Here is a 23439-nt window from a genome sequence, read left to right as displayed (position 1 = left end):
GCAATAATTGGGTGATGCCAAGTTGGTTAGCTTTGGTTTTTTGGCTATTTATGCTGATCGGATGCCAACCGTCGTCCAGCCGTCTGAATCCAAAAGCGCCTAAAGCAGCTTACAACACCACCGAAATGGAAGTTCGAAATGAACGATTTTTATCAACTGCCCACGTTCCTGTATCTATTGCCCTGGGTGATGTTGAACGGCAAATCAATGCACAAGTTAACGGCCTGATTTACGAGGACAACAGTCTTGACGATAATAATCATGACCAGTTTATGACTAAAGTCTGGAAGCGTGGCACGATTCTCGTCAATGCGCAGGACAGTCTTTTCCATTTCACGGTGCCGCTACGCATCTGGGTAAAAGCAGGCGTGTCGGTGTTGGGCTTTACCCAATATAAAGAAACTGAATTTGAGATTGATTTGCGCTTCAAAACGAAGTTTGATCTTGATAGTGACTGGTCCGTTAATACGCATACACAAGCCGACGGCTACGGTTGGGTACGTCGGCCCGTCGTGAGTCTTATTGGCTTGAATATCCCGATTACCAACATTGTTGGTCGGCTGATTGATAAGAATCTGGGCAGTATCACGAAGACAATTGATCAGCAGGTACGCCGAAATATAGACCTTCGTACACCGGTTCTGAAAGCGTGGAATGTTTTGCGGGAGCCGTATCTTATCTCCGAAAAATACCGGACATATTTACAGGTAGTTCCCAAACGGATACTCATCACACCGTTGCGGTTTGAGGGGCGCGCCATCCGGGCCACAATTGGTATTGAGGGCTTTACACTGACAACTACTGGCGCAAAACCAGATGTTCGGCCAGCCGTATCACTCCCTGATCTGACGGTGGTTTCGCAGGTGAAAGACGATTTTCAGATTGGGTTACTCAGTGAAGCCAGTTATCAGGAAGCGGCTAAACTCGCAGCCGATGAGTTTGTCGGGAAGTCTTTTTCGTTCAGCGAAAATCGGTATACGATTACGATCACGAGTATGGATATGTACGGCCAGAATGATAATCTCATTATCAAAGCCGGACTAAAAGGAACCATTAATGGCGATATTTATCTGAGTGGCCGACCATACTACGATCCGCACGAGCAGACCATCTCGCTGAAAGACTTAAAATATGATCTGGATACAAAAAACGTTTTACAACAGTCGGCCAGTTGGTTACTAAAAGGAACCTTTGCCCGGACGCTTGAAAAACAATTTACTATCCCGCTTGGCACTCAACTAGCCGACATGCAGAAACTGTTACAGGAAAGGCTCAAAAATAATCATATTGTAAAAGGTGTTGTCATTAACGGGCATATCGACGAAATCAAGCCTGATCAGGTTTATCTGACTCCCACCGCCATGCTGGCCGTTGTAAATGCCCGTGGCCGGATTGATATAAAAGTGGACGGCTTGTAGTAGAGATAGGCGTAATATAATCGTGGCGTCGGTTTCTTGAAACCGACGCATTTGAAAATAGTGTCGGTATTAAGAAACCGACACCACCGAAACTATGTACCTTTGCCCTCCCCGAACGATACGAATTGGCTTATCGCGTCTGAGTAATTGGATGAGGAAAGTCCGGGCAGCATAGGGCACCCTACTTCCTAACGGGAAGGCGGGCGGTTGGGAACGACCGTTCGACAGCTAGTGTCACAGAGAATATACCGCCGAAAGGTAAGGGTGAAAAGGTGGGGTAAGAGCCTACCGCCCGCTGGGCAACTAGCGGGGCAGGATAAACCTTAGGGGCTGAAAGACCAAATAAGCGTCGGATGTGGGGCGGCTCGTCTCCGTTTCAGAGCGATCTGGACGCCGACGTGGGTAGGTCGAATGAGGTGTTCGGTGACGACCATCCTAGATAAATGATAAGCTATCTGGTCGGGCTGTATAAGCTACGATTAGAAGACAGAACCCGGCTTATAGATTCGTATCGTAACGGTTTTTTTACGCGGACATCTTGTCCTCAGGCTAGAGAACGTAAAGTTTCTATTTTATAGCCTGTGAACAGAATGCCCGCGTTTTAATGTCAAATTATTTTCTTACCTTTGCGGCCACGTTTTACAGGGGGGATGCGTCTCCCATCAAAAACAAACAAGCAAAATGGCTGTTAAAATACGTTTAGCGCGTCGTGGACGCAAGAAAATGGCGATGTACGACATCGTAGTGGCTGAGTCAACCTCCCCTCGCGATGGCCGATTTATCGAAAAAATTGGTTCGTACAACCCCAACACCGACCCTTCGACGGTTGTTTTAAAGTCGGATCGGGCTGTTCATTGGCTCATGGTAGGCGCTCAGCCGACTGATACCGCGCGTTCGGTATTGTCGCACGAAGGCATCATGTACCGCAAACACCTGCAAGTAGGCGTCAACAAAGGCGCTATCTCTCAGGACCAGGCCGATGAGAAATTCACGACTTGGAAAGGTGAGAAAGAAGATCGTAAAGCAGGTGCTGCGGACACTAAGACTCAAACCAAAGAGCAGAATCGTGCTGCTCGTCTGGATGCTGAGAAAAAGGTGAACGAAACTCGTGCTGAAGCTATCGCCAAGAAAAACAAGGTGGAAGAACCAGTAGTTGAGGCCCCAGTAGCGGTAGTTGCTCCGGTAGTTGAAGAAACTGCTCCTGAAGTAGCTCCTGCAACGGAGGTTACTGTTGACGAAACACCTGTTGCCGAAGCTGCTCCTGCAACGCAGGTTGCTGTTGAAGAAGCTCCGGTAGTTGAAGAAACGCCAGTAGCTGCCGAGGCTGCTCCCGTTACTGAAACGCCAGTAGCTGAAACTGCTCCTGCTGTTGAAGCCGAGGCTGCTCCCGTTGCTCCTGCAACTGAAGAAAAACCGACAACGGACGCTCCGGCTGCGGAATAATTTTTCGACCGGCTTCGCTTCGGCGGCTCGACGAAACTGTTAATAAAGAGCCTGTTCGTAGTTGAGCAGGCTCTTTTTATACATACGAATACTGTGACTAAAGACGATTGTTATCAGGTAGGACATATCACCAAGACGCACGGCGTTAGTGGTGAGTTGGTGCTTTTTTTAGATGTTGACAACGCGGCTGAGTACGCCGATATAGAGTCTGTGTTGCTGGAGGTGAAAGGCGATTTAATTCCCTATTTCATCGAGTCCATCGCTATTGTAAAAGGTAGTCGTGCCATCATTGCTTTCGAGGATGTAGACACGATCGAGCAAGCCGAGCGACTTATTAATTGTGGCGCTTATTTGCCCTTAGACAACTTAGAGCCAATAACCGATGAAACCCGGTTTTATTTTCACGAAATCGTTGGGTATCAAATCGTTGATGCCGAAGTAGGTGAGTTGGGAATTGTGCAGGGTGTGTATGCGATGAACGCACAGGACTTAATTGCAATGGACTATCAGGGCAAAGAAGTCCTGATTCCAATTAACAGCGACATCGTCCGAACGGTAGATCGCGCCAACCAGAAACTCAATGTGGCTCTGCCTGTCGGGTTATTGGAGATTTATATGGAAGAGGATAGCAAAGTCGATGGTAGCCCAGAGAAGGCTGAAAGTCAAGGCGATAGCGATTCCGGCGACAAAGATGACACCGATGAGGATTGATATTATCACTTGCTTGCCCCGGCTTCTAGATAGTTTTTTTGCTCATTCTATTTTGCAACGGGCACAGCAGGGTGGATATGTGGAAGTGATTGTACACGACCTGCGCGATTATACAGCCGACAAACATCGGCGTGTGGACGACTACGCTTTTGGTGGTGCTGCGGGTATGGTTATGCAGATTGAGCCAATTGCCCGCTGTATCCGCTCGTTGCAAGCCGAGCGGACTTATGATGACGTTATTTACATGACACCCGATGGCGAACGACTGAATCAGCGAACGACAAACACGCTCTCGTTGCGACAGAATCTTATTATCCTCTGTGGACATTATAAGGGTGTCGATGAGCGCGTTCGTGAACTCTTTATCACAAAAGAAATTAGTATCGGAGACTATGTTCTTTCGGGTGGAGAGTTAGCCGCATGCGTTTTGTCGGACGCTATCATTCGTTTGTTGCCGGGTGTACTGAATGACGAAACGTCTGCCCTGACCGACTCATTTCAGGACAATCTGCTGGCTCCACCCGTATATACACGTCCGGCTGAGTTTGAAGGACACCGCGTACCGGACATTTTGCTATCGGGCCATGAAGCCAAAATTGACGAGTGGCGACATGAACAGGCGCTGGAGCGAACACGGGTGCGACGCCCCGATTTGCTGGACTTATAACGATACTGTTGGTTTAGGAAAACCGAGTAGCTGATTTTGGGTTATACTTATACCCACAATCAGCTATTTTTATGCAACTAGTAGTGATAGGAGCCACTGGCGGCACGGGTCGTCAGGCTATAGAACAGGCACTTCAACGAGGTCATTTTGTAACGGCCTTTGTACGTGATCCGGCTAAATTGGCTATGCAAAATCCCAATCTGACAGTTTTAACCGGTGACGTATTAAAGCCGGATACCTTGTTGCCGGCTGTCCGGCGTCAGGATGCTGTAATATGTGCACTTGGTGGACGAATCGGTCAGAAAAATCCAGTCGTGGCCGACGGAACGATCAATTTAATCAGTGTAATGCGGCAGGTTGGCGTTCGGCGGTTACTGGTTGTATCGTCGGTGGGCGTAGGAACGAGTTACGAAGAGGCATCACTACCAAGCAAGTTATTTATCAAAACATTGCTGAGTGGGGAGATCGCCGAAAAAGAAAAACAGGAGCAGGCCGTTCGGGAAAGCAAACTCGACTGGGTAATTGTTCGCCCAACAAGTCTCACAAACGGTCCTGTTACGGGGCAGTATCGAATTGGAGAGCATCTGCCATTTACTCGGTTTTCTATACCCAAAATTAGCCGCGCTGATGTGGCGGCTTTCCTTCTCGATCAACTGGATAAGGATACTTACCTACGTAAAGCCATAACTATCACAGGCAAATAGTCAAGTGGTATCACAACGGATGCGAGCTAACTATTTTACAATCACAACGTTTGGTTTCGGCTGGTAGCGTAACGGGTTTATCAAAATTGCTATTAGGAGAAAGCGTACGGGAAAACGTTGTGTACTTTTCTTTCAAAACCTTCCCTGCTTCATCGAAAGCTACAATTTTAACGGATACATCGTTGTGCGAACGAGACGATAGATTCTTGACGACAACGTTAACCGTTGAGGTAACCAGAACGTTTTCCACGTCTGAACAGTCAACGGTTAAATCAATTGTCTGTGGGGTAAATGATGTATTGTTTTGCTTCGAAACAAAGTAAAGAACGATACCCCCAACTAGTAACACAACCAGGATAAGCCGAATAAATGCTTTCATTAATAACTTTTTTTACTACTTATAATCAGGAATAAATGTTTGTCTCCAACCCCTGGAAGGGTTTCCTTTTGAGCGTTAGAGATAAATAATAATAGTCTCTGCCTTTACGGTGTATTGCTTTCCAGCGCTTTTTGGGCTTCTTTTTCTCGCCGTTTCTGTTCGCGTCGTTCCTGTCGCAGTTGCTTACGGGTCTTTACCGTATCGGTTGGTACTGCCTCAGTAGGAAGAGCATCTGGTGCAGCCCGACGGTCCGGCTGCACTGTTGATTGGTCATCGTTGCTGCGATTTTCATCGGTTTTCTTGCCCTTAAACAGACGGCGGAAAAAATTGCCGATGCCATTTCCGCCTTCATCATTCTCATCTATATTCGTATCGACCGGGTCAGTCATCAGACTATCACTCTGGAATAGCGAATCTACCGGAACTACCTCCTGCCGCAGACCTTCCCGCAGCCGGACATCGTAGAAACCATAAGCCCCAGAGTCGGGAGCCGTCAGGCCACGGCGGGCCATAATACGGCCAATAAGTTTGAAGTAACCCCGCACATTACGGACCTGAAGTGTTCCGCCGGGAATAAACCAGTTGAGGGCAGATTTAGGTCGTGGTACGACAAAAGCCAGAAAAATACTTTCGCCTAAACTGAGATTGGATGGGCTTTTGGCAAAGTAGTAGCGGGCTGCTTCGCCGATGCCGTATATATTTCGGCCCCACTCAATAATGTTCAGGTACACTTCGTACATCCGGTCTTTCGAAACGATGTGCTCGTTTTCGATAAGCCAGACAATCAGAATTTCTTCAATTTTGCGTGACAGGGTTTTATTTCGATTCAGAAATGCATTTTTAACTAACTGCATCGAAATTGTACTGGCCCCGCGCTTGAAAGATTTTTCCTTAAGGTTGGTCGCAATTGATACCCGGAATGCCTTTTCGTTGAAGCCGTTGTGCGTGAAGAAATTATAGTCCTCCGATGTTAACAAGGCATTGCGCAGGTCGGGTGAAATCTGGTCCAGTGGTGTGTAATCCGGGTTTTCGGGACCAACTATGATAGGTCGAACGGGTTTGCCTTTTTCGTAGGGTGTATAAACGAACGGGTGATTGATAGCCGCGAAATCGGTTCGGCCCATCTTAATTACCCGGAAATTATCCTGCGTTAGACCAGAACTGAATTTGACCGAGTCGGGCAAAGCCATATCTAAATGAAACGCTAAGTCATATTTGAGTTTACCCGCCACCTCCATCCCTTCCAGTGACTCAAAAAGCCCCTGCGGAAACGAATTGAAAAGGGCTTGAGCATCTAACGGATCGGTGTGTAACTGAACGTCATATACCTTGCCTTTCCCCGACGATGAGGTTGCTTCGGGAAGGGTATATTTTATGAACGGCTTCGCATTAACCTCGCCGAGATGCAATGTTGAGGAGCTATCTATACCAACATAATTTTCGCCAACAAACAGATTGGCATCTATTGCGGCCCGCTTAACCAACACATCCGTGCGAGCAATGGCCGGATGGTTAATGCGCAGATTCTGTACCGACCCGGCCCCTTCGAGTCGAAACTCACCACCCGACCGGTCCACATCACGGAGCTCTACCCGTAGCGTATCCGCTTGTAGTTTAAGGTTGTATTTCTTCTGAATATATGGGAGCTCAATAGGCTTGGGACGGCCATTTTGCCCGTCGGCATACAACGCCAGATTATACTCACGATCGCTGGGATCGGCAGTGCCCGACAGATGCCAGGTCGCCTGATTGCCGTTCAACTTTATCGTTGAGGTGACATTTTCATTCTTAATGAGCGCTGTTTGCGTGAGCAGACTAACTGTATCGTTGCCAATATCTACACCCCGAAACTCTAAATTGTTGACATTTAGATCGTCAGGAATTTTAGATAAAATATTGTCGATCAAATTCTCCGCGACATCAGCCAGATTAGTACGCCGGTTTGTTTCAGGAGAAGAATTGGTCGTTGCCGTTGAATCCCGTTGGCGGTGTAGCAGAAAATCAATATTGGTTAGAGAATCGCGCTTGGTTATCTGAATCAGACCATTTTCGAGGGTCATACCTGACAGGCCAATTTTGCCCGCAAATAGCGGCCAGAACCGAACGGCTAACTCAACCCGCTGAATACGAGCCAGGCTATCGCCGTTTTCAGGAACCACCGAAATGTCCGTAAACGCCAACGAACTTAATCCCGTAAACTTGGCCGAACCAATCCGGACATCGAGGTTATAGTCTCGTTTTGCTTTGCGAATCCCCCGTTCGAGCGCGGTTTTCAACAGGCTTTCTCGCTTGAAATAGCCAATGCCAGCTCCTACAAAAGCCAGCAGAAAAATACTTAAAAACACCCAACCCGCTACGCGTAGGGCTTTTTGTTGACGATACGTCATGCTTAATGTCTATGCTCAGGAGCGCAAAGATAAGGTTCTTTAGGGAGAAAGGCAGAGCGGAAGGGCATGGGGTAGCGGGTTAATCCGCGTTTAGCATTAGCCATTTACCCCATGTCCTACGCTTAGAAATCCAGATGGCAATTCGTCCAGCCATCATCGAAGCGAGTGCCAAACTGCTGGTAAAAACCAATGGCAGGCTTGTTCCAGTCGAGTACTTGCCACATCATGCCCGTACAGTGGGTTTCGTGAGCCATCTCAATAGTGGCATCCAGAAGCAGTTTTCCTACGCCATAACCCCGAAACGTTTCGGTCACGATGATGTCTTCCAAATACAGACGTTTACCTTTCCAGGTCGAATACCGGAAGTAATAAAGGGCTATACCAACAATTTTCTGGGTATCGGAATCTTCGGCAATGATCAATCCGAAAAGTGGATTGGCGCCAAAACCATCGTCGGCCATTTGTTCGGCGGTGTTAGAAACCTGATCGGCGGCCAACTCATAAACGGCTAATTCAGTGACTAAATCGAAAGCTTGTGGAATGTCGGCGCGCGTGCCGGGACGGATGGAAATCATGTGGTGGGAAATGAATGATGAACGCTAAATGGTTAATGATAAAAGAGGAGTGTTGAGCGGTTGGCCGAAATTAACAATTTATTGTTCATCTGCATCGGCTGCCCGATTTGTGATTTTGCTTTGCCATTTGGTAAGCGCGGCCTGAAAATCGTCGGGCAGTGCTGAGTCGAACTGGAGCCATTCGCGGGTACGCGGGTGAACAAACCCCAATGACTTGGCGTGCAGTGCCTGACGGGGCAGTAATTTGAAGGCGTTCTCGACAAAGGCTTTGTAACTGCCAACGGGCGTGCCGCGCAGAATCCGGTCGCCCCCATACATAGCATCATTGAACAATGGGTGGCCAATGTGCTTAAAGTGCGCTCGAATCTGATGGGTACGACCAGTTTCCAACTTGCATTGTACCAGCGCAACGTAACCTAACTCTTCCAGTGTTGTGTAATGCGTAACCGCCCATTTGCCCTTTGCTTCATCATCGTAAATCACCTGCATTTTGCGATCTCTCAACGACCGTCCGATGTAGCCCGTGATGGTGCCAACGGGGGGCTTGGGTGTTCCCCATGTAAGCGCATTGTATGTTCGTTCGATGGTGTGTTCAAAAAATTGCCGCGCCAGGTGAGTCATGGCGAATTCAGTTTTGGCAATCACCATAAGCCCCGATGTATCTTTATCAATACGATGTACCAGGCCCGGTCTGATTTCGCCATTTCGCGAGGTTGGCAGATTCTGGAAGTGATACACCAGTGCATTGACCAATGTGCCGTCCCAGTTGCCATGAGCAGGATGAACGACCATGCCAGCTGGCTTGTTGATTACCAGCAGGTCATCGTCCTCGAATACAATATTTAACGGAATATTCTCCGGCTTGATATCGGTGTCGCGGGGCGGATGAGCAAGCGAAACCGTAATAACATCCAACGGCTTGATTTTATAGCTGGCTTTGATCGGTTTGTCGTTTACCCGTACCGACTCTGCATCAATGGCTGTCTGAATTTTTGTACGTGTGGCATTTTGTAATCGGTCCATCAGGAAGCGATCAATGCGCAATAAACTCTGGCCTTTGTCCACCACAATGCGGTGGTGTTCGTATAATTCGTCTTCTTCAGGTAATTCGTCTTCCGTTTCCGCTATCATTTTTCAACTTTTTCAAACTAATTAAACCTATAGGACTTTAAAAATCGTGTAGGTTTGTATGATGCAAAAGTACGGATTATGAATGAATTTGACGGGCAGCTATCTGCTTTGGTGAGCAATTCGCCAGTCCAACGGCTCGATAACCCTTTTTCCGAATCTGTTCCTATTCAATTACTTCTAAAACGTGACGACCTGTTGCATCCGCTGGTATCGGGCAACAAGTGGCGTAAACTCAAGTATAATCTGCTGGCGGCTCACGAACAGGGCCAGAATACGCTTCTGACATTTGGTGGAGCCTATTCGAATCACCTCTACGCTACGGCTGCCGCTGGCCGGGCGTTGGACTTTCGAACTATTGGAATCGTGCGGGGCGACGAACTTGCCGAGAGGCCACTGAACGAGACTCTGGCCTTTTGCCAGGCGTGTGGAATGCACCTTCATTTTGTTAGTCGGGACGAGTATCGACGTAAAGATACACCAGACTTTCTGGCTGAGTTGACGACCCAATTTGGTTCATGTTATGTACTACCCGAAGGCGGCACCAACGAACTGGCTATTCGGGGTACGGCCGAGATTATGCCGGAGTTGATGGCGCAATTAGGCTATTTACCCAACTACGTTTGTTGCCCGGTCGGTACAGGGGGTACGGTGGCCGGGCTAGCACAGTCAGCACCGGAAGAGACGACCGTATTGGGATTTATGGCACTGAAAATCCCTGCCGCCGATGGGTTGAACGGTTGGACTCAAATGGTTGACTACCACTTTGGCGGCTACGCTAAAACCAAACCCGCCCTGCTGGATTTTATTCGTGCATTTGAGTACAAAAATAGGGTATTATTGGAGCAGATTTATACGGGTAAGATGCTTTATGGCATTTATGATCTCGCCAGGCAAGGATATTTTTCTGAGAATGCAACGGTCGTAGCGGTACATACGGGCGGCTTGCAGGGGAGAAGTAACGAGTTGGATATGGACTTATTTTCAAGCTGAGGCTAGTAAGCTGGAGCATTTTCAAGAAGTGCTATTTTAGGAGAGAAAAATGATATAATTTGACCCTCTCTACTGGAGACTAACTATGGAAACGATTTTCACTACCGAGCGCGTCAGGCCATTGCTGGCACGGGTTCGGGAATTTGTCGAAACAGAACTTATACCACTTGAAAATGGCTTTTCGCATACTAATCTCGGGACTATAATTCCGATTCTCGATCAAAAGCGTGAACAGGTTAAAGCTATTGGGTTATGGGGATTACATCTTTCCAAAGAAGCCCGTGGGCATGGGCTGACACTTTGCGAATTTGGGCAAATCAGCGAAGTCTTGGCTCACGCGCCTTTTTTTGGTCATTACGTATTTGGTTGTCAGGCCCCCGATATCGGCAACACTGAACTGCTTCATAAATTCGCATCGGACGAGCTGAAAGAGCGGTATCTGGAACCACTTATGGCGGGCAAAATTCGTTCCTGCTTTTCGATGACCGAACCCGATTTTGCCGGTTCAAATCCCACCCGCATGGCCACACTCGCTATGCGTGACGGAAACGAATATGTTATCAATGGTCGTAAATGGTTTACGTCATCGGCTGATGGAGCCGCCTTTGCAGTAGTCATGGCCGTGACTAATCCCGAAGCAGTTCCGCACCAGCGAGCCAGCATGATTATCGTCCCAACCGATACACCGGGCTTCAAAATCGAGCGCAATATTCCGGTATTTGGTGAAGCGGGTGAAGGCTGGTTTAGCCACGCCGAAGTTACCTATACCAATTGCCGGGTGCCCATCTCGAACGTGATTGCGGGTGAGGGTATGGGCTTCCGACTGGCGCAGGAGCGGCTTGGGCCGGGGCGCGTTCATCATTGTATGCGATGGGTTGGCAACGCCGAAAAAGCCTTAGACCTCCTGTGTAGACGGGCCGCCACGCGTGAAATTGAGGATGGTGTAATGCTGGGCGAGAAGCAATTCATACAGGATTTTATTGCCGAAAGCCGGGCGGAAATTGATGCCTGCCGGTTGTATGTGCTCAATACGGCTTACATGATTGACACGGTTGGCGTAAGCAACGTACGCGATGCTGTGTCGGCTATTAAGTTCTACGTCGCCAACGCCTTTTTGCGGGTGCTTGACCGGGCGATTCAGGTTCATGGGGCCTTGGGCGTTACAGACGATACGGTTCTGTCTGCCATGTATCGTCACGAGCGGGGTGCCCGTATCTGGGATGGTGCCGATGAAGTGCATAAGCAAAATTTAGCGATCAATATTCTGAAAAACTACGGCCTTGATATTAAGCAAAAAGCCCGCGAATTGCGTCAGTTTCGCCAACTGATGAAAACTGAGCAGGTTTGAGTGTAGAGTAGATAAGCCCGAGCGGTGACGAAAAGCGTTATCCCACATTTTTATTAGCCGATATGATTACTCCTGATCTGCCCCGATCTGTTCGCTTGGGCGAAGAACTTGACTTGCCTACACTTACTGCGTATCTCCAGTCTCATGCCCCTGAAGTGGGAGCGGTGCTGGACGTTCGGCAGTTTTCGGGTGGATTCTCGAACTTGACCTATTTACTAAAAACGGCCGATCAGGAATACGTACTACGCCGACCGCCGTTTGGGGCCAACATAAAAGGGGGGCACGATATGGGACGCGAGTTTCGGGTATTGTCCTTGCTGAAAGGGCACTACGATAAAATACCAGACCCAGTTGTGTATTGCGAATCGCCCGATGTTATGGGCGCGCCATTCTATATCATGACGCGGGTGCCGGGCATAATTTTGCGACCGTCTATGGCCCCCACGTTAACAATTTCACCCGAACGAATGCGTCAGTTATCCGAAGCCTTGGTGGACAACTTGGTGGCTATTCATGGCTTAAATATAGAAACCACCAGACTCGATCAATTGGGAAAACCGGAGGGCTATGTGCAGCGGCAGGTGGAAGGCTGGAGTAAACGTTATCGTAACGCAGAAACGGATAAAATTCCCGGAATGGACCGCGTTGAAAATTGGCTTCAGGACAATTACCCTACCGACCAAGCGCCCGCTTTTCTGCACAACGATTACAAATACGACAATGTACTGCTGGTTCCTGATGACGCTACTAGCGAACCAATGCCGGTTATTAAAGGAGTGTTGGATTGGGAGATGGCGACCGTGGGCGACCCGCTAATGGATTTAGGCGCTACGCTGGCGTATTGGTCAGAAGCGGGTGATAGCCCGGCTTACAAAAACTTCAATCTAACGTGGCTACCCGGTAACTTGACTCGGCAGGAAGTCGTGACTCGCTATGCCGGACAAAGTGGCCGCGACCTGAGCGGTATTCTATTTTATTACGTATTTGGTCTCTATAAAAACGCCGTGATTGCCCAGCAGATTTATGCTCGCTGGAAACAGGGATATAGTCAGGATGCGCGCTTTGGTCATCTGTTGCCTATGATTATTGAATTGGCTACTAAGGCAACTGGGACTATTGAGAGCGGAGATATATAGGGAAGATTGACTTCGTTAACTACTGCACACTGGCTCGGCGCAGTCGATCGTTCATCGCCCAGCCCAGCCCTTCATTTGACAGCGGTTCCGCATAAATGACGTCAATGGGTAACGTATCTAATGCCCGTAGATAAGCGAAGAGATTTTTTGCTGCTTCGTTCAGGTCGCCGGTGGGAGAGAGGATGCGCTGATTTTCAGGACGAAGTCCACCAAATGGCTCCCGGAAAACTAAGGCACCAACCCGTTCGCCAGGTTGGGGACTAGCCCCCGCAGGCAAGAGAATCAATGGTTTACGGGGCGCATAGTGGCTGCTCAACATCCCCGGTGCTTTTGGGTTAGACGTTGAATGAGTTCGTACGGAGACAGGGCCGATTACTTGTTCAATCTTTTCCAGGGCTATGCCGCCTAGTCGAAACACCGTGGCTATGTTGTTCTCAAACCCGATAATAGTAGATTCTATACCAATCCCGGCCGGGCCGCCATCCAAAATATAAGGTATCTGATCGCCCAGTTGATCGGCAACATGTTGGGCGGTGGTTGGGCTGATATATCCAAATGGATTGGCACTCGGAGCCGCCAACGGGAAGTTGAGCGAGCGCAGTAAGTCGAGGGTAAGTGGATGGTTTGGAATCCGAACAGCAACGGTGGACAAACCTGCTGTGACAAGATCAGGAATTAGATCTCGTTTGGGCAGAAGTAGCGTCAGGGGACCGGGCCAGAAGGTTTCAGCCAGTTGTTGGGCAAGGTCTGGAATGTCCGTAACAAACTGGTCAAGTCTGGCCAATGAGTCTGTATGAACAATGAGCGGATCGAAAGACGGGCGATTTTTAACCCGAAAAATTGTCAGGATAGCATCGGGATTAAGCGCATTACCCGCCAACCCATAAACTGTTTCGGTTGGGATGCCTACCACATTCCCCACTTCCAGGAACGCTTTCGCAATCTCCTTATCTGTACCTATCTGTGCCATGATGTTCGTGCCACAAAGATAGGCAGGAATGAGTAAGGGTAGTTAAGTATAGATAGAACGGCTTCTGTTCATGACTAACTTAACTACCCTTACTCATTCCAGATTATAGTTAATGATGCCCGCCGGGCCCATGAACGTGACCGTGCGTCAGTTCATCAGCGGTAGCCTCTCGAACGTCAATTACTTCCACGTCGAAATGTAGATCCTGGTCGGCGAGGGGATGGTTCGCGTCAACGGTTACCGTTTCCGGGCCAACCTCTGTAACGGTAATCATCTGGCCATCATTGGCTTCAAACTGCATACCAACCTCAATTTTTTGTCCGCCGAAAGCCTTGAGCGGCACTTCTTCTACGAGTTGAGGGTCACGTTTGCCATATCCTTTTTCGGGGGCAACATCTAATTTGAGTTTGTCACCTTTTGTGCGGCCTTCCAATCCTTCTTCCATGCCGGGAATGAGGTTATTTGCGCCGTGCAGATAATACAGTGGATCCCGTCCCTGGCTGGAGTCCAGTACGTTACCGTTGCTATCGCGCAGCGTATAGTGGATGACGGCTACTTTGTCTTTTGTAATATTCATGATTGATCTTACCCTGGGTTGTTTTTTACTGATAACAAACGAACCGGCAAAATTGCTTTTTTACTTGTAAATAAATTTACTGACGACCTTTTTTCTTGGTCTAATTTGTTTGCTTCGTATTGCCCGAACTGCGGTCAAGCGGAAATTACTATCTTTGTTTTATGAATGAGCGGTTCAAATTTTGGCTCAAACGCGTCGGTTGGGGTGGTTTTCTATTCTTTCTCATCAAAGGTCTCCTGTGGCTCTTGATTCCATACCTTATTGCTAAGGGCGTTCTGTCCAGGTAATCCTTTTCGCTGAATTTTAGCCTGTTACTCTTTCCATAATTTCCCGTACGATAAGTTGACCTGGGTGGCCTAGTTAATCAATTCCGTATTTTTTATACATTCAGTGTTAGTTTCAGTAAAACTGAATGTGTGAATTGACTAATTGGTACTGGCGTTATGCAGGGAGTGAGGAGGGAGATTTCTTGTCTGCCAAGGATAGGAATAGTGTTGATTGCTGGTATGCTACTGTCGCTGACTGGTGTTCGGGCAACACATATCATTGGTGGCGACGTGAGTATGAGCGCAGTTGGTAAAACACCTGGGCTTTTCCGGTTGCAATTGAATCAGTATTGGGATGAAACCAAAACTAGTGCTGGCAACCGCGACCCATCCGTTACCTTACTGATTTATCGCAAACAGAATCCCGCCCTTATCGAGCGAATTGACCTTCAGCTTCAGGAAACGCTGCCGCTTACATTCGACAATGCGGCCTGTGCCACCCTCCGGCAGTTGAGTTTCACGCAAGCCAAGTATTATGAGACTTACCAGTTTGATACGAAAAAATATACCGACCCTGGCGGTTATTATATAGTTTGGGAGCGCTGCTGCCGGAACGATAACCTTACAAATGTAAATAGCAGCACGGCCGATGGAGTAGCTATGGTATTCTATCTTGAGTTTCCGCCGATGACGAAGAATGGATCGAACTTCAGCAACTCGGCTCCTGATTTTCTCGTGCCCAACGGTGATTATATCTGTATCAATAAAGCGTTTACGTTCAATGCTGAAGCGACCGATGCCGATGGTGACCAACTCCGGTATTCGCTTGTGACGCCCCTAAATGGCTATACCACCCGAGGAGCGCCAATAAGTGTTGACGAATCACCCCAGGCCAGTTACCCGACAATTAGCTGGGCATCAGGCTATAGTCTGGCCAGCATTATTCCCGGCAATCCGCCCCTGAGCATTGATCCCACAACTGGTCAGCTTACGGTGCGGGCAACGAAGGAAGGACTTTATCTATTTACAATACAGTGCGAAGAGTACCGGAATGGTGAACGTATCGGTGTTGTCCGGCGGGATTTTCAACTGCCGGTAGTAGACTGCTCTAAAAATACGCCACCACCGGCAGTCGTACTGGCCAATGGTACACCGACGTCAGAACTTGCCTGGTGTGCGAGCAGACCGTTAGTGCTTACGGTAGAGAAGAACCCGGTATGGGCGTATCAATGGCAAAAAGACGGAGTCAACTTGCGGGGTTCAACTGCCGATACGCTTCAGATAACACAGTCGGGGGTGTATACCGTTGTGAAGAGTCAGGCTAAAGTCTGCGCGAACGATACGCTGTCTCAGGCCGTAAAGGTTACCCTAACCGCCTTTACCCCCATTAAGATAGCAGTAATGAGCCCAAAACCTTATTGCATGGGTGACACACTTACCTTGCAAACCGATGGACAACCCGACTACCACTATCAATGGCGTCGCGATGGGAAGGATATCATAGGCCAGCAACAGGCCACAACTAAGGTCTATCAATCAGGGAATTACGGCGTTTTTGTTAAGTCTTCTTTAGTGGGATGTGACGGTAAGGATAGTCTGGACATAACGATAAATGCCCGGCCAACTGCCCATATTAGTGCGTCGGCTGGGAGAGTTTGTCCTGATTCGTCTATCCAGCTTACGGCAACTGGTGGTACTCATTACACATGGCAACAGGATGGCACAAAACTAATCGCTGACACAACGAGCCAGATCACGGCGCATGAGGCCGGTATGTATCAAGTCACGGTTACCGCCCCAACTGGCTGCACAGTCCTCTCCGACAAGTTTACACTGGCGCAATATGATCGTCCGGTTGTACAGTTCGATTCCATTGCAACCGTCTGTATGGCAAACCCGACAATCCTTTCCTTAGCGGGACAACCTGCGGGTGGTGTCTATGCCGGAGTTGGCGTGCAGGCCAATCGGTTCGACCCGGCGGCTGCGGGTGTGGGTCGGCATGAGCTAACTTACACAATAACATCGGCTGATGGTTGTCGGGCTTCACAAAATCGTTGGGCAGTCGTATCGGCTGGCCCAGTAATAACCGGGCCGACTACGTATGGCATCGTGAAAGGAACCACTGTTCAGTTACTAACCCAGAGTAGTGAGCCTATCAATCGCTACCAATGGGAGCCGCCGGCCTTCCTGAATCAAACAGACATTGCCAGTCCTCAGGCTAGCCCGGTCGAAACGACCCCGTATCAGTTAACGGCTGTCAGCGTGAGCGGATGTACGACAACATTCTCAGTATTGGTTGAAGTGATAGAACCGCTATACATCCCGTCGGCCTTTTCGCCCAACGCCGACGGGTTAAACGATTTGTGGGTTATTTCAAATATCAGCTCATTTCCAAATGCTGAAGTGTCGATTTATAGCCGATGGGGCGAACTGATTTTTTTCTCAGAGGGGTATGCTCAACCGTGGGATGGTACTTATCAGCAAGAAATCGTACAAACGGGCATCTATACCTACCAAATTCGCACCGGCACCGATGCAGCCGCAATGACCTATCGGGGGCAACTGACGGTTGTTCATTAGCCAAAAATGGTCCTTTCACTCTTTTTCTTGTTCTCTTAAGCAATTTACTAACCCCTATTGACCGTTTAATCAATAAATAGGGGCGATTGCTTCGGGCTTGTCTGTTGGACGGGTCGTATGTTTCATTTTTCACTATATCCAAAATGAATAGGAAACCATATCTCAACTTGGCATTGGCATTTGCCCTGCTTGCTAGCACGTACGCGTCTGTTGTCGCGCAGAATCAGAACTCGGCGAATCAAACCACTACGACAACCACCACGTCAAGAACGGGTAGTTCGACCGGAAAAGATTTGGCGATTAGTGCCGCTAAATCAGCTAATCACACGATATTATTCCGGGCGTTGCGCGTATCGGGTCTCACGGAGCAAGCCAGTGGAAAAGGACCATATACCGTTTTTGCGCCCACGAATGAGGCTTTCGATAAACTCCCGGCAGGAACGGTAGATGAGTTATGGAAGCCAGCAGCCAAATCTAAATTGATAAAATTACTAGCTTACCACGTTGTGAAGGGAAAATATACGGCTGACCAATTGCAGGAGGGCCAGAAACTAAAGACCGTTACGGGTGGCACCTTGACTGTAGGCAAGCAAGGCGATACGATAACCATTACCGACGGTGCGGGAAATACCGCGACGGTTAACCAGGCCGATGTTGAGGCCAACAACGGCATCGTACATTCCATTGATACGGTTCTTATGCCCACTACGGCTGGACAATAATTCGTGCTGGTTTCGTTTAACGCAAAAACGCCGAAATAGTATTTCGGCGTTTTTGCGTTAAACAGTCTATATTTTTACTGTTCTCCAGCTTTACTGATTGATAGTCTCCGATGTCCTATCAGGGCCAAAAATTAGAAACAATACGACCAGTTACCGGTTAGAAAGTAAATGATTACTCAAAACGCAAACGTTATGGAAAATCAGGAAGAAGACGATATTATTCGAGCTAAGCAGGCCATTTCACCTGCTGGCTTAGGCGATCAGTCAGTTGAAGGAAATAGTGGGCCGGGTAGCGAAATTGATGCCGAATCCTTACCCCCGGATGAACTGGAAGATGAATATATGGATGGCGAAGAGCCCGGAGCGAACGTGCATATGACCCATCCTAACCGCAATCCAAATCCCAAGCCGGATATTGACAAACCAGCTTATAGTTAGTACGGAAGGCGTTTCCATAAGAAACGCCTTCCGTATTTGTAGCGTTATCTTAAACCAGATAGCCCTACTCCGACGATCACCCGGCTCACCATCACTACAAAACTTAATTTGCCAGCATTAGTACTAAGCTCTGTAAATCCTGATAGATGGACCGTACTGATGACTGGAGCTGATTCAGCATGTTTGCCCGATTGTGCAGATCATCTGCCTGATAATTACCGCCCTTCCCGAAATACAAATCCTGTTGCTCCTTCGACGCACCATTCAGCACGTAGTCCTGCCAGCGCTGACGAATATTATGGCTAATGGAGTGTTGCCCAATGTTACTAAACAGCTTCTCATTTAGTACGTACCACACTATCGGTGGATAGACCGACGACTGTTTGGGCTGGTACCAGATGTCTGTTAGCAGATTACGCTCGTGTTTGAACTCAACAGAACGATTGGACGAAAATGCAGCTAGTCCACCAAATCCGGCACTGATGACCCCACCACTAACACCCACCACTTTGGTAGCATCAACGGAACGAATAAGGGTGGTCGCTACAGTTGTGGCAGCTCCTAAAACAACCGAGAGAATAGTGAGCCGTCTGATGCGCTGAGTATCGCGCTGATCTAGATACGTAGCAATTTGGTCGGCGCGTTCGCCTTCACAATCCAATTCAGCGGCCAAACCAGAAATTTGAGTCGATGCCAGCAAGAGACGGTTAAGGATTTGCTGGCGTTTGTTAATGCTTTCCAGTCGAGCGTCGGGTTGCGTGCTCCTTTCCAGGTTAATTAATTCCCGAAGCAAGGGTAAAACACCCGTAGCATTCGCCAGTAATAAGTCGTGTTGAGAATACCGAGGAGTTAAACTGGTATCAGCTTGTAAAATCGACTCGATGTTGGGTTGGGGAAGGTAAGCCGCATCGTACTTGTACTGGATACTGGGCGCACAGTAGTTATCGGATAAGCTTACCATCGGTTGGTTTTTAACCGAACGGCAAGATGTTAAGAGACCGATGAAGTAGAGAAAAAAAATAAAGTTTATAAGTAATAGCTTCATCAGGGAGTTAACTAGATAGGGCCTTGTTCCCGTAGGTAATCCTACAACCAATGACCAACTTGCCATGTTATAGGTATTAAGCAAGCATATAGAACAAATATATATGGATACGAGGAAAATCAGAATTGGTATAGCCGTGATAGTAGGTCTGGTGGTTATATTTTTTGTGGTAAAGCAATTTATCCCGAATAAGACTACCAAGACAAATCAAGCCCATGTTAAGCCGGACGAAAAGAAAGCCGAACTACCAGTCCGGCAAGTAGCTCAATTACTGCATCAAGCTTGCCAGTACGCCGATTCAATTGGTATTGATACGACCCGCTACGGGAGTGATTCAGAGGTAAGCGAAAGCAAGCTGACGAATGTGCTACTGGAAATACGTTATGGCAAAAAGCCCTCACGTATGGTATTTACTGGACTACATGAGAAAGTAGATTCGGCTTGGGCAATGAAAGCAGACCCAACTACACTGGCTACGATTTCCTCATTTGCGCCTTATAATCAACTCGTTGGATATTACAGCCAACTTCAGAAACAGGGCAGAACTAATCCGGCTATGGCTGATTCCTTGCGGTTGATTCGGCAGACGCTTAACTTTTATCGATACATTAATCGCTTCGATCCGGATCAATTTGTATTGGTTAACATTCCGGCGGGTGAATTGAACGTGTTCGACCGGACAGGCAAGCGACTGCTACCGATGCAGGTAATTGCGGGCAAGCCCGACAAGCGGACGCCCTGCATGGCTACTTACATTCAGGATATTGTGATGTATCCGTACTGGAACGTGCCGCGAAATATCGCCCTGGAGGAAATGCTACCCCGGATGAAACGGAATTTAGCCTACATCTACAATCAAAATCTCCAGATTCTCGACGAAAAGAACCACGAAGTTGACCCGGAAGATATTGATTGGGACGGTATGTCAACTACGAATTTTCCATACCGTGTTCGGCAGGCATCTGGTTGTGAGAACTCGCTGGGGTTATTGAAATTTAATTTAGCGAATCCACTGGCGATTTATCTACACGACACCAATAGCCGCGACTTGTTCACGACCACCAATGATCGTTGGCGGAGTCATGGCTGCGTGCGGGTTCAGAAGCCTGTCGAGCTGGCTAACTTAGTGCTGGGTGCTAAAACCTTCGATGCTGAGTTTATGAACAAATGCCTGATTGATCAGAAACCCCGGACCCTGCCCATTCCAAAACCGTTTCCAGTTTTTATCGTCTACAACACAGCTGATATTGATGCGGACGGAAAGCTTCGTTTCTACAAAGACGTGTATTCACTGGACAAATAAGCTGACTGCTTCAGGTAATCTGGGTTGGGCGAGTAAACGAAAAGGCACGAACCTCCTTTAACGGCTTGAATAATGCCTTTCGATTCGGCATAGGGCACGGCTGGGCAACCCTGGCTACGCCCTAATCGACCAGTTTTGCGAATAATAGCCTCGCAAACGTAGTCAGCGCCATGCAAAACGATATTCCGGTTGTAGACGTTGTCGTTGAAGCCTTTTTCCAGTCCTTTCAATTGCAACGAAAGGCCGTGTTTGCCCATGTACGTGTTGAGGGTCTGGTAAAAACCCAGACTACTCTGAAACGACGATTGAGCATTGGAAAAGCGATTCGCAACGAGGTCGCCGGAATTACGTCCGTGGGAAACGTAGGTATTGAAAAGTAGTTTCTTGCGGAACAAGTCAACCACATATAACCGTTTATGGGATGAAGGCTGGCTGAGGTCAACAATTGTCAGCATAGATTTGGCCGTATCTGTCTTTTGCCAACCGCGTAGCGCATACTCAAAAACGCTTTTCTGCAAACCAGCCTGACTCAGTTTTAGCTGGTCATACACGTCGAGATGGGCAATTGATTTGGTCTTTTTTGCCGCTATAACTGGCGTTTTAACGGCTATATTAGGAACGGTTTTGTATCCGGTGCTGGCAAAGTAAACGACTACCAACGCAACCATCAGCAAAAGCACGTTCCTCATACCTACAAAATAGCGATGTCGGGATTTACGAGGATGCATATAAATTAAACGCGGTTGCGGGTAGTTTGATTCGATGAAGATACCACTTTTTCGCCAAATAAATTAGCATGACTCCTTACGAACAAGCCGTCCGAACCGAACTGATTCGCTGGCAGCAAGCCATGCAAAAGTCGCCCTCAACGTTTGGGCGACTATCAACGTCGTTGCAACGCCGAATTAATCGGCTAATTCCTAACCGCATACATACCATTGTTACCGCTACCATCAAGCAGATGACGCGAGCTGTTTTGTTCGGAGCCGAGTTTCTGAACCGTCAGCCGGTAGAAGGCCAGACGCTGATACAACGTGATGCAGCCGTTGCTAGACGCATCGAGTTCTACAAAAAAACCAGTGCAGCCGAAGGGGGCGTTACGGGCGCGGGCGGCTTTCTGATGAGCCTCGCCGATTTCCCTATATTGCTCAGTCTGAAAATGAAAATGCTTTTTGAGATTGCCAGTTTGTACGGCTATTCGGTGAGCGACTACCGCGAACGGGTCTTTATACTGTATGTTTTTCAACTGGCCTTTTCGAGTCAGGAGAGTCGGCAGGTGGTCTATCAATACATTGCCGACTGGCCCAACCATAGCCGCCAATTACCCAACGATATCAATCAATTCGACTGGCTGACGTTTCAGCAGGAATACCGCGATTATATTGATTTAGCGAAGATGGCGCAATTGATTCCGGGCATCGGGGCAGCCGTTGGTATTGTCGTCAATTATCGGCTCGTCAATCAACTGGGCCGCACCGCCATGAATGCCTATCGGATGCGCCTACTAGCCGAAAATCGTGCCTTGCTGACGGAATAGTGAGGGATTGGTGTGGTGATGGTTTGACTATTCACCCAACGACCCAAAGGGCTGATGGTAAACAAGTTATTTTCCTGAACGCGAGACGCTTGCGACCCTTACACCCTTTCCTGGTTGGGCTGAAAACTTTCCCAACCGGCGAGCGTCCTGTCAGCGGAAAGCTACCCCACGCGGAGCAAATCAAAAACGCACGGTCCAAACTGCTCAACCTTGTTAACGCCCAAATGCTCGTTGTCAAAGCACACCTCTATTATCGGACTCTACCTGTTCGTTAAAATGTCCAACTTGATAAGTTTTACGGTTGATAAATTTTGGAAACTTTCTTCATATTTCCCTAAAAATATCATAGTAATCTCAGCTATTAATTTGTTATCGCTGATCCTAATAATTTTAATATTTGAAACATCGATTGGCGCGTGAGCATAATTTATATAGACAGAATTTTCATTATAATCCGGCTCAGGATTGATAGGTAGCTTTATATTACGTCCGACTAGTTCTTTAAATAACCAGATTTCTCCTAAAAACTTACTCAAAAAAATATTTATTGATGAGTTTTGAAAGCCAAAAAATAACGACAAGTGTAATTCTGCTTCTTTTTTAGAACTTTCAAAATCTATGTACTCAATGTCTTCAAAAAAGATGATAGTACGGAAGCCGCTTAGAGGTTGTCCATTCTCAGTCGATCTGATTATATCAGTGACAATACGTCCTTCCTTAAAAACAACTTTACGTTCAAGTTCTAAAATTGCTGGCATTAGTTAATTTTTTAGAAAAAGTCGAACGCACATTTGCCCGTTGTCGCCCGTATTCTTTTTGTAAGCTTGACTAATTACAACCTGCTGACTGTCAGTCGAAACGCACTTAACTCATTTGCTGCTTACCAACTCATAAGTGCGTCTTGTCGGCGGAAAGCTGACCTATCGAGACGCGCTGGATGTCGCCCGGATGCTGGAGTGTCGCACACATGATACCCGCTTCACCCAACTTAGTATTATACATAAAGTCGCTTAATTTTATCATCCTGATTATCAATCAATAGTCATTAAGTGTCACTTCGGTATTGATGACTCTTTGTTTGGTCGAGGTTACTCCTAAACTGTAATGGTAAG

At 47.9% G+C, this 23439-nt stretch carries 23 protein-coding genes and 1 other RNA gene; 15 read left to right on the top strand and 9 right to left on the bottom strand.

Annotation, left to right across the window (positions count from 1 at the left end):
* Positions 1-50 precede the first annotated feature (50 nt).
* The 6 genes from ACFS25_RS21550 to ACFS25_RS21525 all read left to right on the top strand — a co-directional run bounded on the left by ACFS25_RS21550 (position 51) and on the right by ACFS25_RS21525 (position 4943).
* A complete protein-coding gene (locus ACFS25_RS21550; RefSeq protein ID WP_381505129.1) occupies positions 51-1418 on the top strand; it encodes a DUF4403 family protein in 1368 nt (455 codons plus the stop codon).
* A 117-nt stretch (positions 1419-1535) separates the two neighbouring features.
* Positions 1536-1935, top strand: an RNA gene (gene rnpB, locus ACFS25_RS21545) — RNase P RNA component class A.
* A gap of 164 nt (positions 1936-2099) precedes the next feature.
* Positions 2100-2861: a 30S ribosomal protein S16 gene (locus tag ACFS25_RS21540; RefSeq protein WP_381505127.1), complete on the top strand. Its 762-nt coding sequence runs from the start codon at positions 2100-2102 to the stop codon at positions 2859-2861.
* Positions 2862-2954: 93 nt separating this feature from the next.
* Positions 2955-3572 carry a ribosome maturation factor RimM gene (rimM, locus tag ACFS25_RS21535; RefSeq protein ID WP_381505125.1) on the top strand — a complete coding sequence of 206 codons (618 nt, stop codon included), beginning with the start codon at positions 2955-2957 and terminating at the stop codon, positions 3570-3572.
* Positions 3562-4239, top strand: a complete 678-nt coding sequence (gene trmD / locus ACFS25_RS21530; RefSeq protein WP_381505123.1) for a tRNA (guanosine(37)-N1)-methyltransferase TrmD — start codon at positions 3562-3564, stop codon at positions 4237-4239. The genes rimM and trmD overlap by 11 nt, the downstream gene beginning before the upstream one ends.
* Before the next feature lie 71 nt (positions 4240-4310).
* Positions 4311-4943 (top strand): NAD(P)-dependent oxidoreductase, encoded by a 633-nt coding sequence (locus tag ACFS25_RS21525; RefSeq protein ID WP_381505121.1) that lies wholly within the window; start codon positions 4311-4313, stop codon positions 4941-4943.
* Between the two features lie 10 nt (positions 4944-4953).
* Here the strand turns inward: ACFS25_RS21525 and ACFS25_RS21520 are convergent, their stop codons facing one another.
* The 4 genes from ACFS25_RS21520 to ACFS25_RS21505 all read right to left on the bottom strand — a co-directional run bounded on the left by ACFS25_RS21520 (position 4954) and on the right by ACFS25_RS21505 (position 9415).
* Positions 4954-5322 carry a hypothetical protein gene (locus ACFS25_RS21520; RefSeq protein WP_381505118.1) on the bottom strand — a complete coding sequence of 123 codons (369 nt, stop codon included), beginning with the start codon at positions 5320-5322 and terminating at the stop codon, positions 4954-4956.
* 104 nt (positions 5323-5426) lie between these two features.
* A complete protein-coding gene (locus tag ACFS25_RS21515) occupies positions 5427-7709 on the bottom strand; it encodes a transglycosylase domain-containing protein (RefSeq protein WP_381505116.1) in 2283 nt (760 codons plus the stop codon).
* A gap of 122 nt (positions 7710-7831) precedes the next feature.
* Positions 7832-8284 (bottom strand): GNAT family N-acetyltransferase, encoded by a 453-nt coding sequence (locus ACFS25_RS21510; RefSeq protein WP_381505114.1) that lies wholly within the window; start codon positions 8282-8284, stop codon positions 7832-7834.
* A gap of 78 nt (positions 8285-8362) precedes the next feature.
* Positions 8363-9415, bottom strand: a complete 1053-nt coding sequence (locus tag ACFS25_RS21505) for an RluA family pseudouridine synthase (RefSeq protein ID WP_381505112.1) — start codon at positions 9413-9415, stop codon at positions 8363-8365.
* A 78-nt stretch (positions 9416-9493) separates the two neighbouring features.
* Between ACFS25_RS21505 and ACFS25_RS21500 the strand changes: the two genes are divergently transcribed.
* The 3 genes from ACFS25_RS21500 to ACFS25_RS21490 all read left to right on the top strand — a co-directional run bounded on the left by ACFS25_RS21500 (position 9494) and on the right by ACFS25_RS21490 (position 12889).
* Positions 9494-10405 (top strand): 1-aminocyclopropane-1-carboxylate deaminase/D-cysteine desulfhydrase, encoded by a 912-nt coding sequence (locus ACFS25_RS21500; RefSeq protein WP_381505110.1) that lies wholly within the window; start codon positions 9494-9496, stop codon positions 10403-10405.
* A gap of 85 nt (positions 10406-10490) precedes the next feature.
* Positions 10491-11753 carry an acyl-CoA dehydrogenase family protein gene (locus ACFS25_RS21495; protein WP_381505108.1) on the top strand — a complete coding sequence of 421 codons (1263 nt, stop codon included), beginning with the start codon at positions 10491-10493 and terminating at the stop codon, positions 11751-11753.
* Positions 11754-11815: 62 nt separating this feature from the next.
* Positions 11816-12889, top strand: coding sequence for a phosphotransferase family protein (locus ACFS25_RS21490; RefSeq protein ID WP_381505106.1), 1074 nt, complete (start codon positions 11816-11818; stop codon positions 12887-12889).
* Between the two features lie 19 nt (positions 12890-12908).
* Here the strand turns inward: ACFS25_RS21490 and ACFS25_RS21485 are convergent, their stop codons facing one another.
* Complete coding sequence (locus ACFS25_RS21485; RefSeq protein WP_381505104.1) at positions 12909-13859, bottom strand: L-threonylcarbamoyladenylate synthase; 951 nt, start codon at positions 13857-13859, stop codon at positions 12909-12911.
* Positions 13860-13968: 109 nt separating this feature from the next.
* Positions 13969-14436, bottom strand: coding sequence for an FKBP-type peptidyl-prolyl cis-trans isomerase (locus ACFS25_RS21480; protein WP_381505102.1), 468 nt, complete (start codon positions 14434-14436; stop codon positions 13969-13971).
* 506 nt (positions 14437-14942) lie between these two features.
* Here ACFS25_RS21480 and ACFS25_RS21475 point away from each other — a divergent pair.
* From ACFS25_RS21475 to ACFS25_RS21465, 3 genes are all read left to right on the top strand, one after another.
* On the top strand, positions 14943-17282 hold the full coding sequence (locus ACFS25_RS21475) for a gliding motility-associated C-terminal domain-containing protein (protein WP_381505100.1): 2340 nt from the start codon (positions 14943-14945) through the stop codon (positions 17280-17282).
* Positions 17283-17425: 143 nt separating this feature from the next.
* Positions 17426-18004 carry a fasciclin domain-containing protein gene (locus ACFS25_RS21470; protein WP_381505098.1) on the top strand — a complete coding sequence of 193 codons (579 nt, stop codon included), beginning with the start codon at positions 17426-17428 and terminating at the stop codon, positions 18002-18004.
* A gap of 192 nt (positions 18005-18196) precedes the next feature.
* Positions 18197-18442 (top strand): hypothetical protein, encoded by a 246-nt coding sequence (locus tag ACFS25_RS21465; RefSeq protein WP_381505095.1) that lies wholly within the window; start codon positions 18197-18199, stop codon positions 18440-18442.
* Between the two features lie 103 nt (positions 18443-18545).
* Here ACFS25_RS21465 and ACFS25_RS21460 read toward each other — a convergent pair whose 3' ends face one another.
* Positions 18546-19403, bottom strand: a complete 858-nt coding sequence (locus tag ACFS25_RS21460; protein WP_381505093.1) for a hypothetical protein — start codon at positions 19401-19403, stop codon at positions 18546-18548.
* Positions 19404-19590: 187 nt separating this feature from the next.
* Between ACFS25_RS21460 and ACFS25_RS21455 the strand changes: the two genes are divergently transcribed.
* Positions 19591-20790, top strand: a complete 1200-nt coding sequence (locus tag ACFS25_RS21455; RefSeq protein ID WP_381505092.1) for a L,D-transpeptidase family protein — start codon at positions 19591-19593, stop codon at positions 20788-20790.
* On the opposite strand, the gene ACFS25_RS21450 is transcribed toward ACFS25_RS21455, so the two are convergent.
* Positions 20760-21479, bottom strand: coding sequence for a murein L,D-transpeptidase catalytic domain family protein (locus ACFS25_RS21450; protein ID WP_381505090.1), 720 nt, complete (start codon positions 21477-21479; stop codon positions 20760-20762). The genes ACFS25_RS21455 and ACFS25_RS21450 overlap by 31 nt on opposite strands.
* A 107-nt stretch (positions 21480-21586) precedes the next feature.
* Here ACFS25_RS21450 and ACFS25_RS21445 point away from each other — a divergent pair, with 107 nt between their 5' ends.
* A complete protein-coding gene (locus ACFS25_RS21445; RefSeq protein WP_381505089.1) occupies positions 21587-22327 on the top strand; it encodes an EcsC family protein in 741 nt (246 codons plus the stop codon).
* An 89-nt stretch (positions 22328-22416) separates the two neighbouring features.
* Complete coding sequence (locus ACFS25_RS21440) at positions 22417-22602, top strand: hypothetical protein (protein WP_381505087.1); 186 nt, start codon at positions 22417-22419, stop codon at positions 22600-22602.
* Here the strand turns inward: ACFS25_RS21440 and ACFS25_RS21435 are convergent.
* Entirely contained in the window at positions 22588-23085 is a 498-nt protein-coding gene (locus ACFS25_RS21435; RefSeq protein ID WP_381505086.1) for a hypothetical protein, read from the bottom strand. The two genes, ACFS25_RS21440 and ACFS25_RS21435, sit on opposite strands and share 15 nt — an antisense overlap.
* Positions 23086-23439 lie beyond the last annotated feature (354 nt).

The organism is Spirosoma flavum, from assembly GCF_042686045.1.
In the GTDB taxonomy this organism is placed as follows: Bacteria; Bacteroidota; Bacteroidia; order Cytophagales; family Spirosomataceae; genus Spirosoma; species Spirosoma flavum.
The sequence above is the reverse complement of the archived record's forward strand: the minus strand, read 5'-3'. Positions and strand labels throughout refer to the sequence as shown.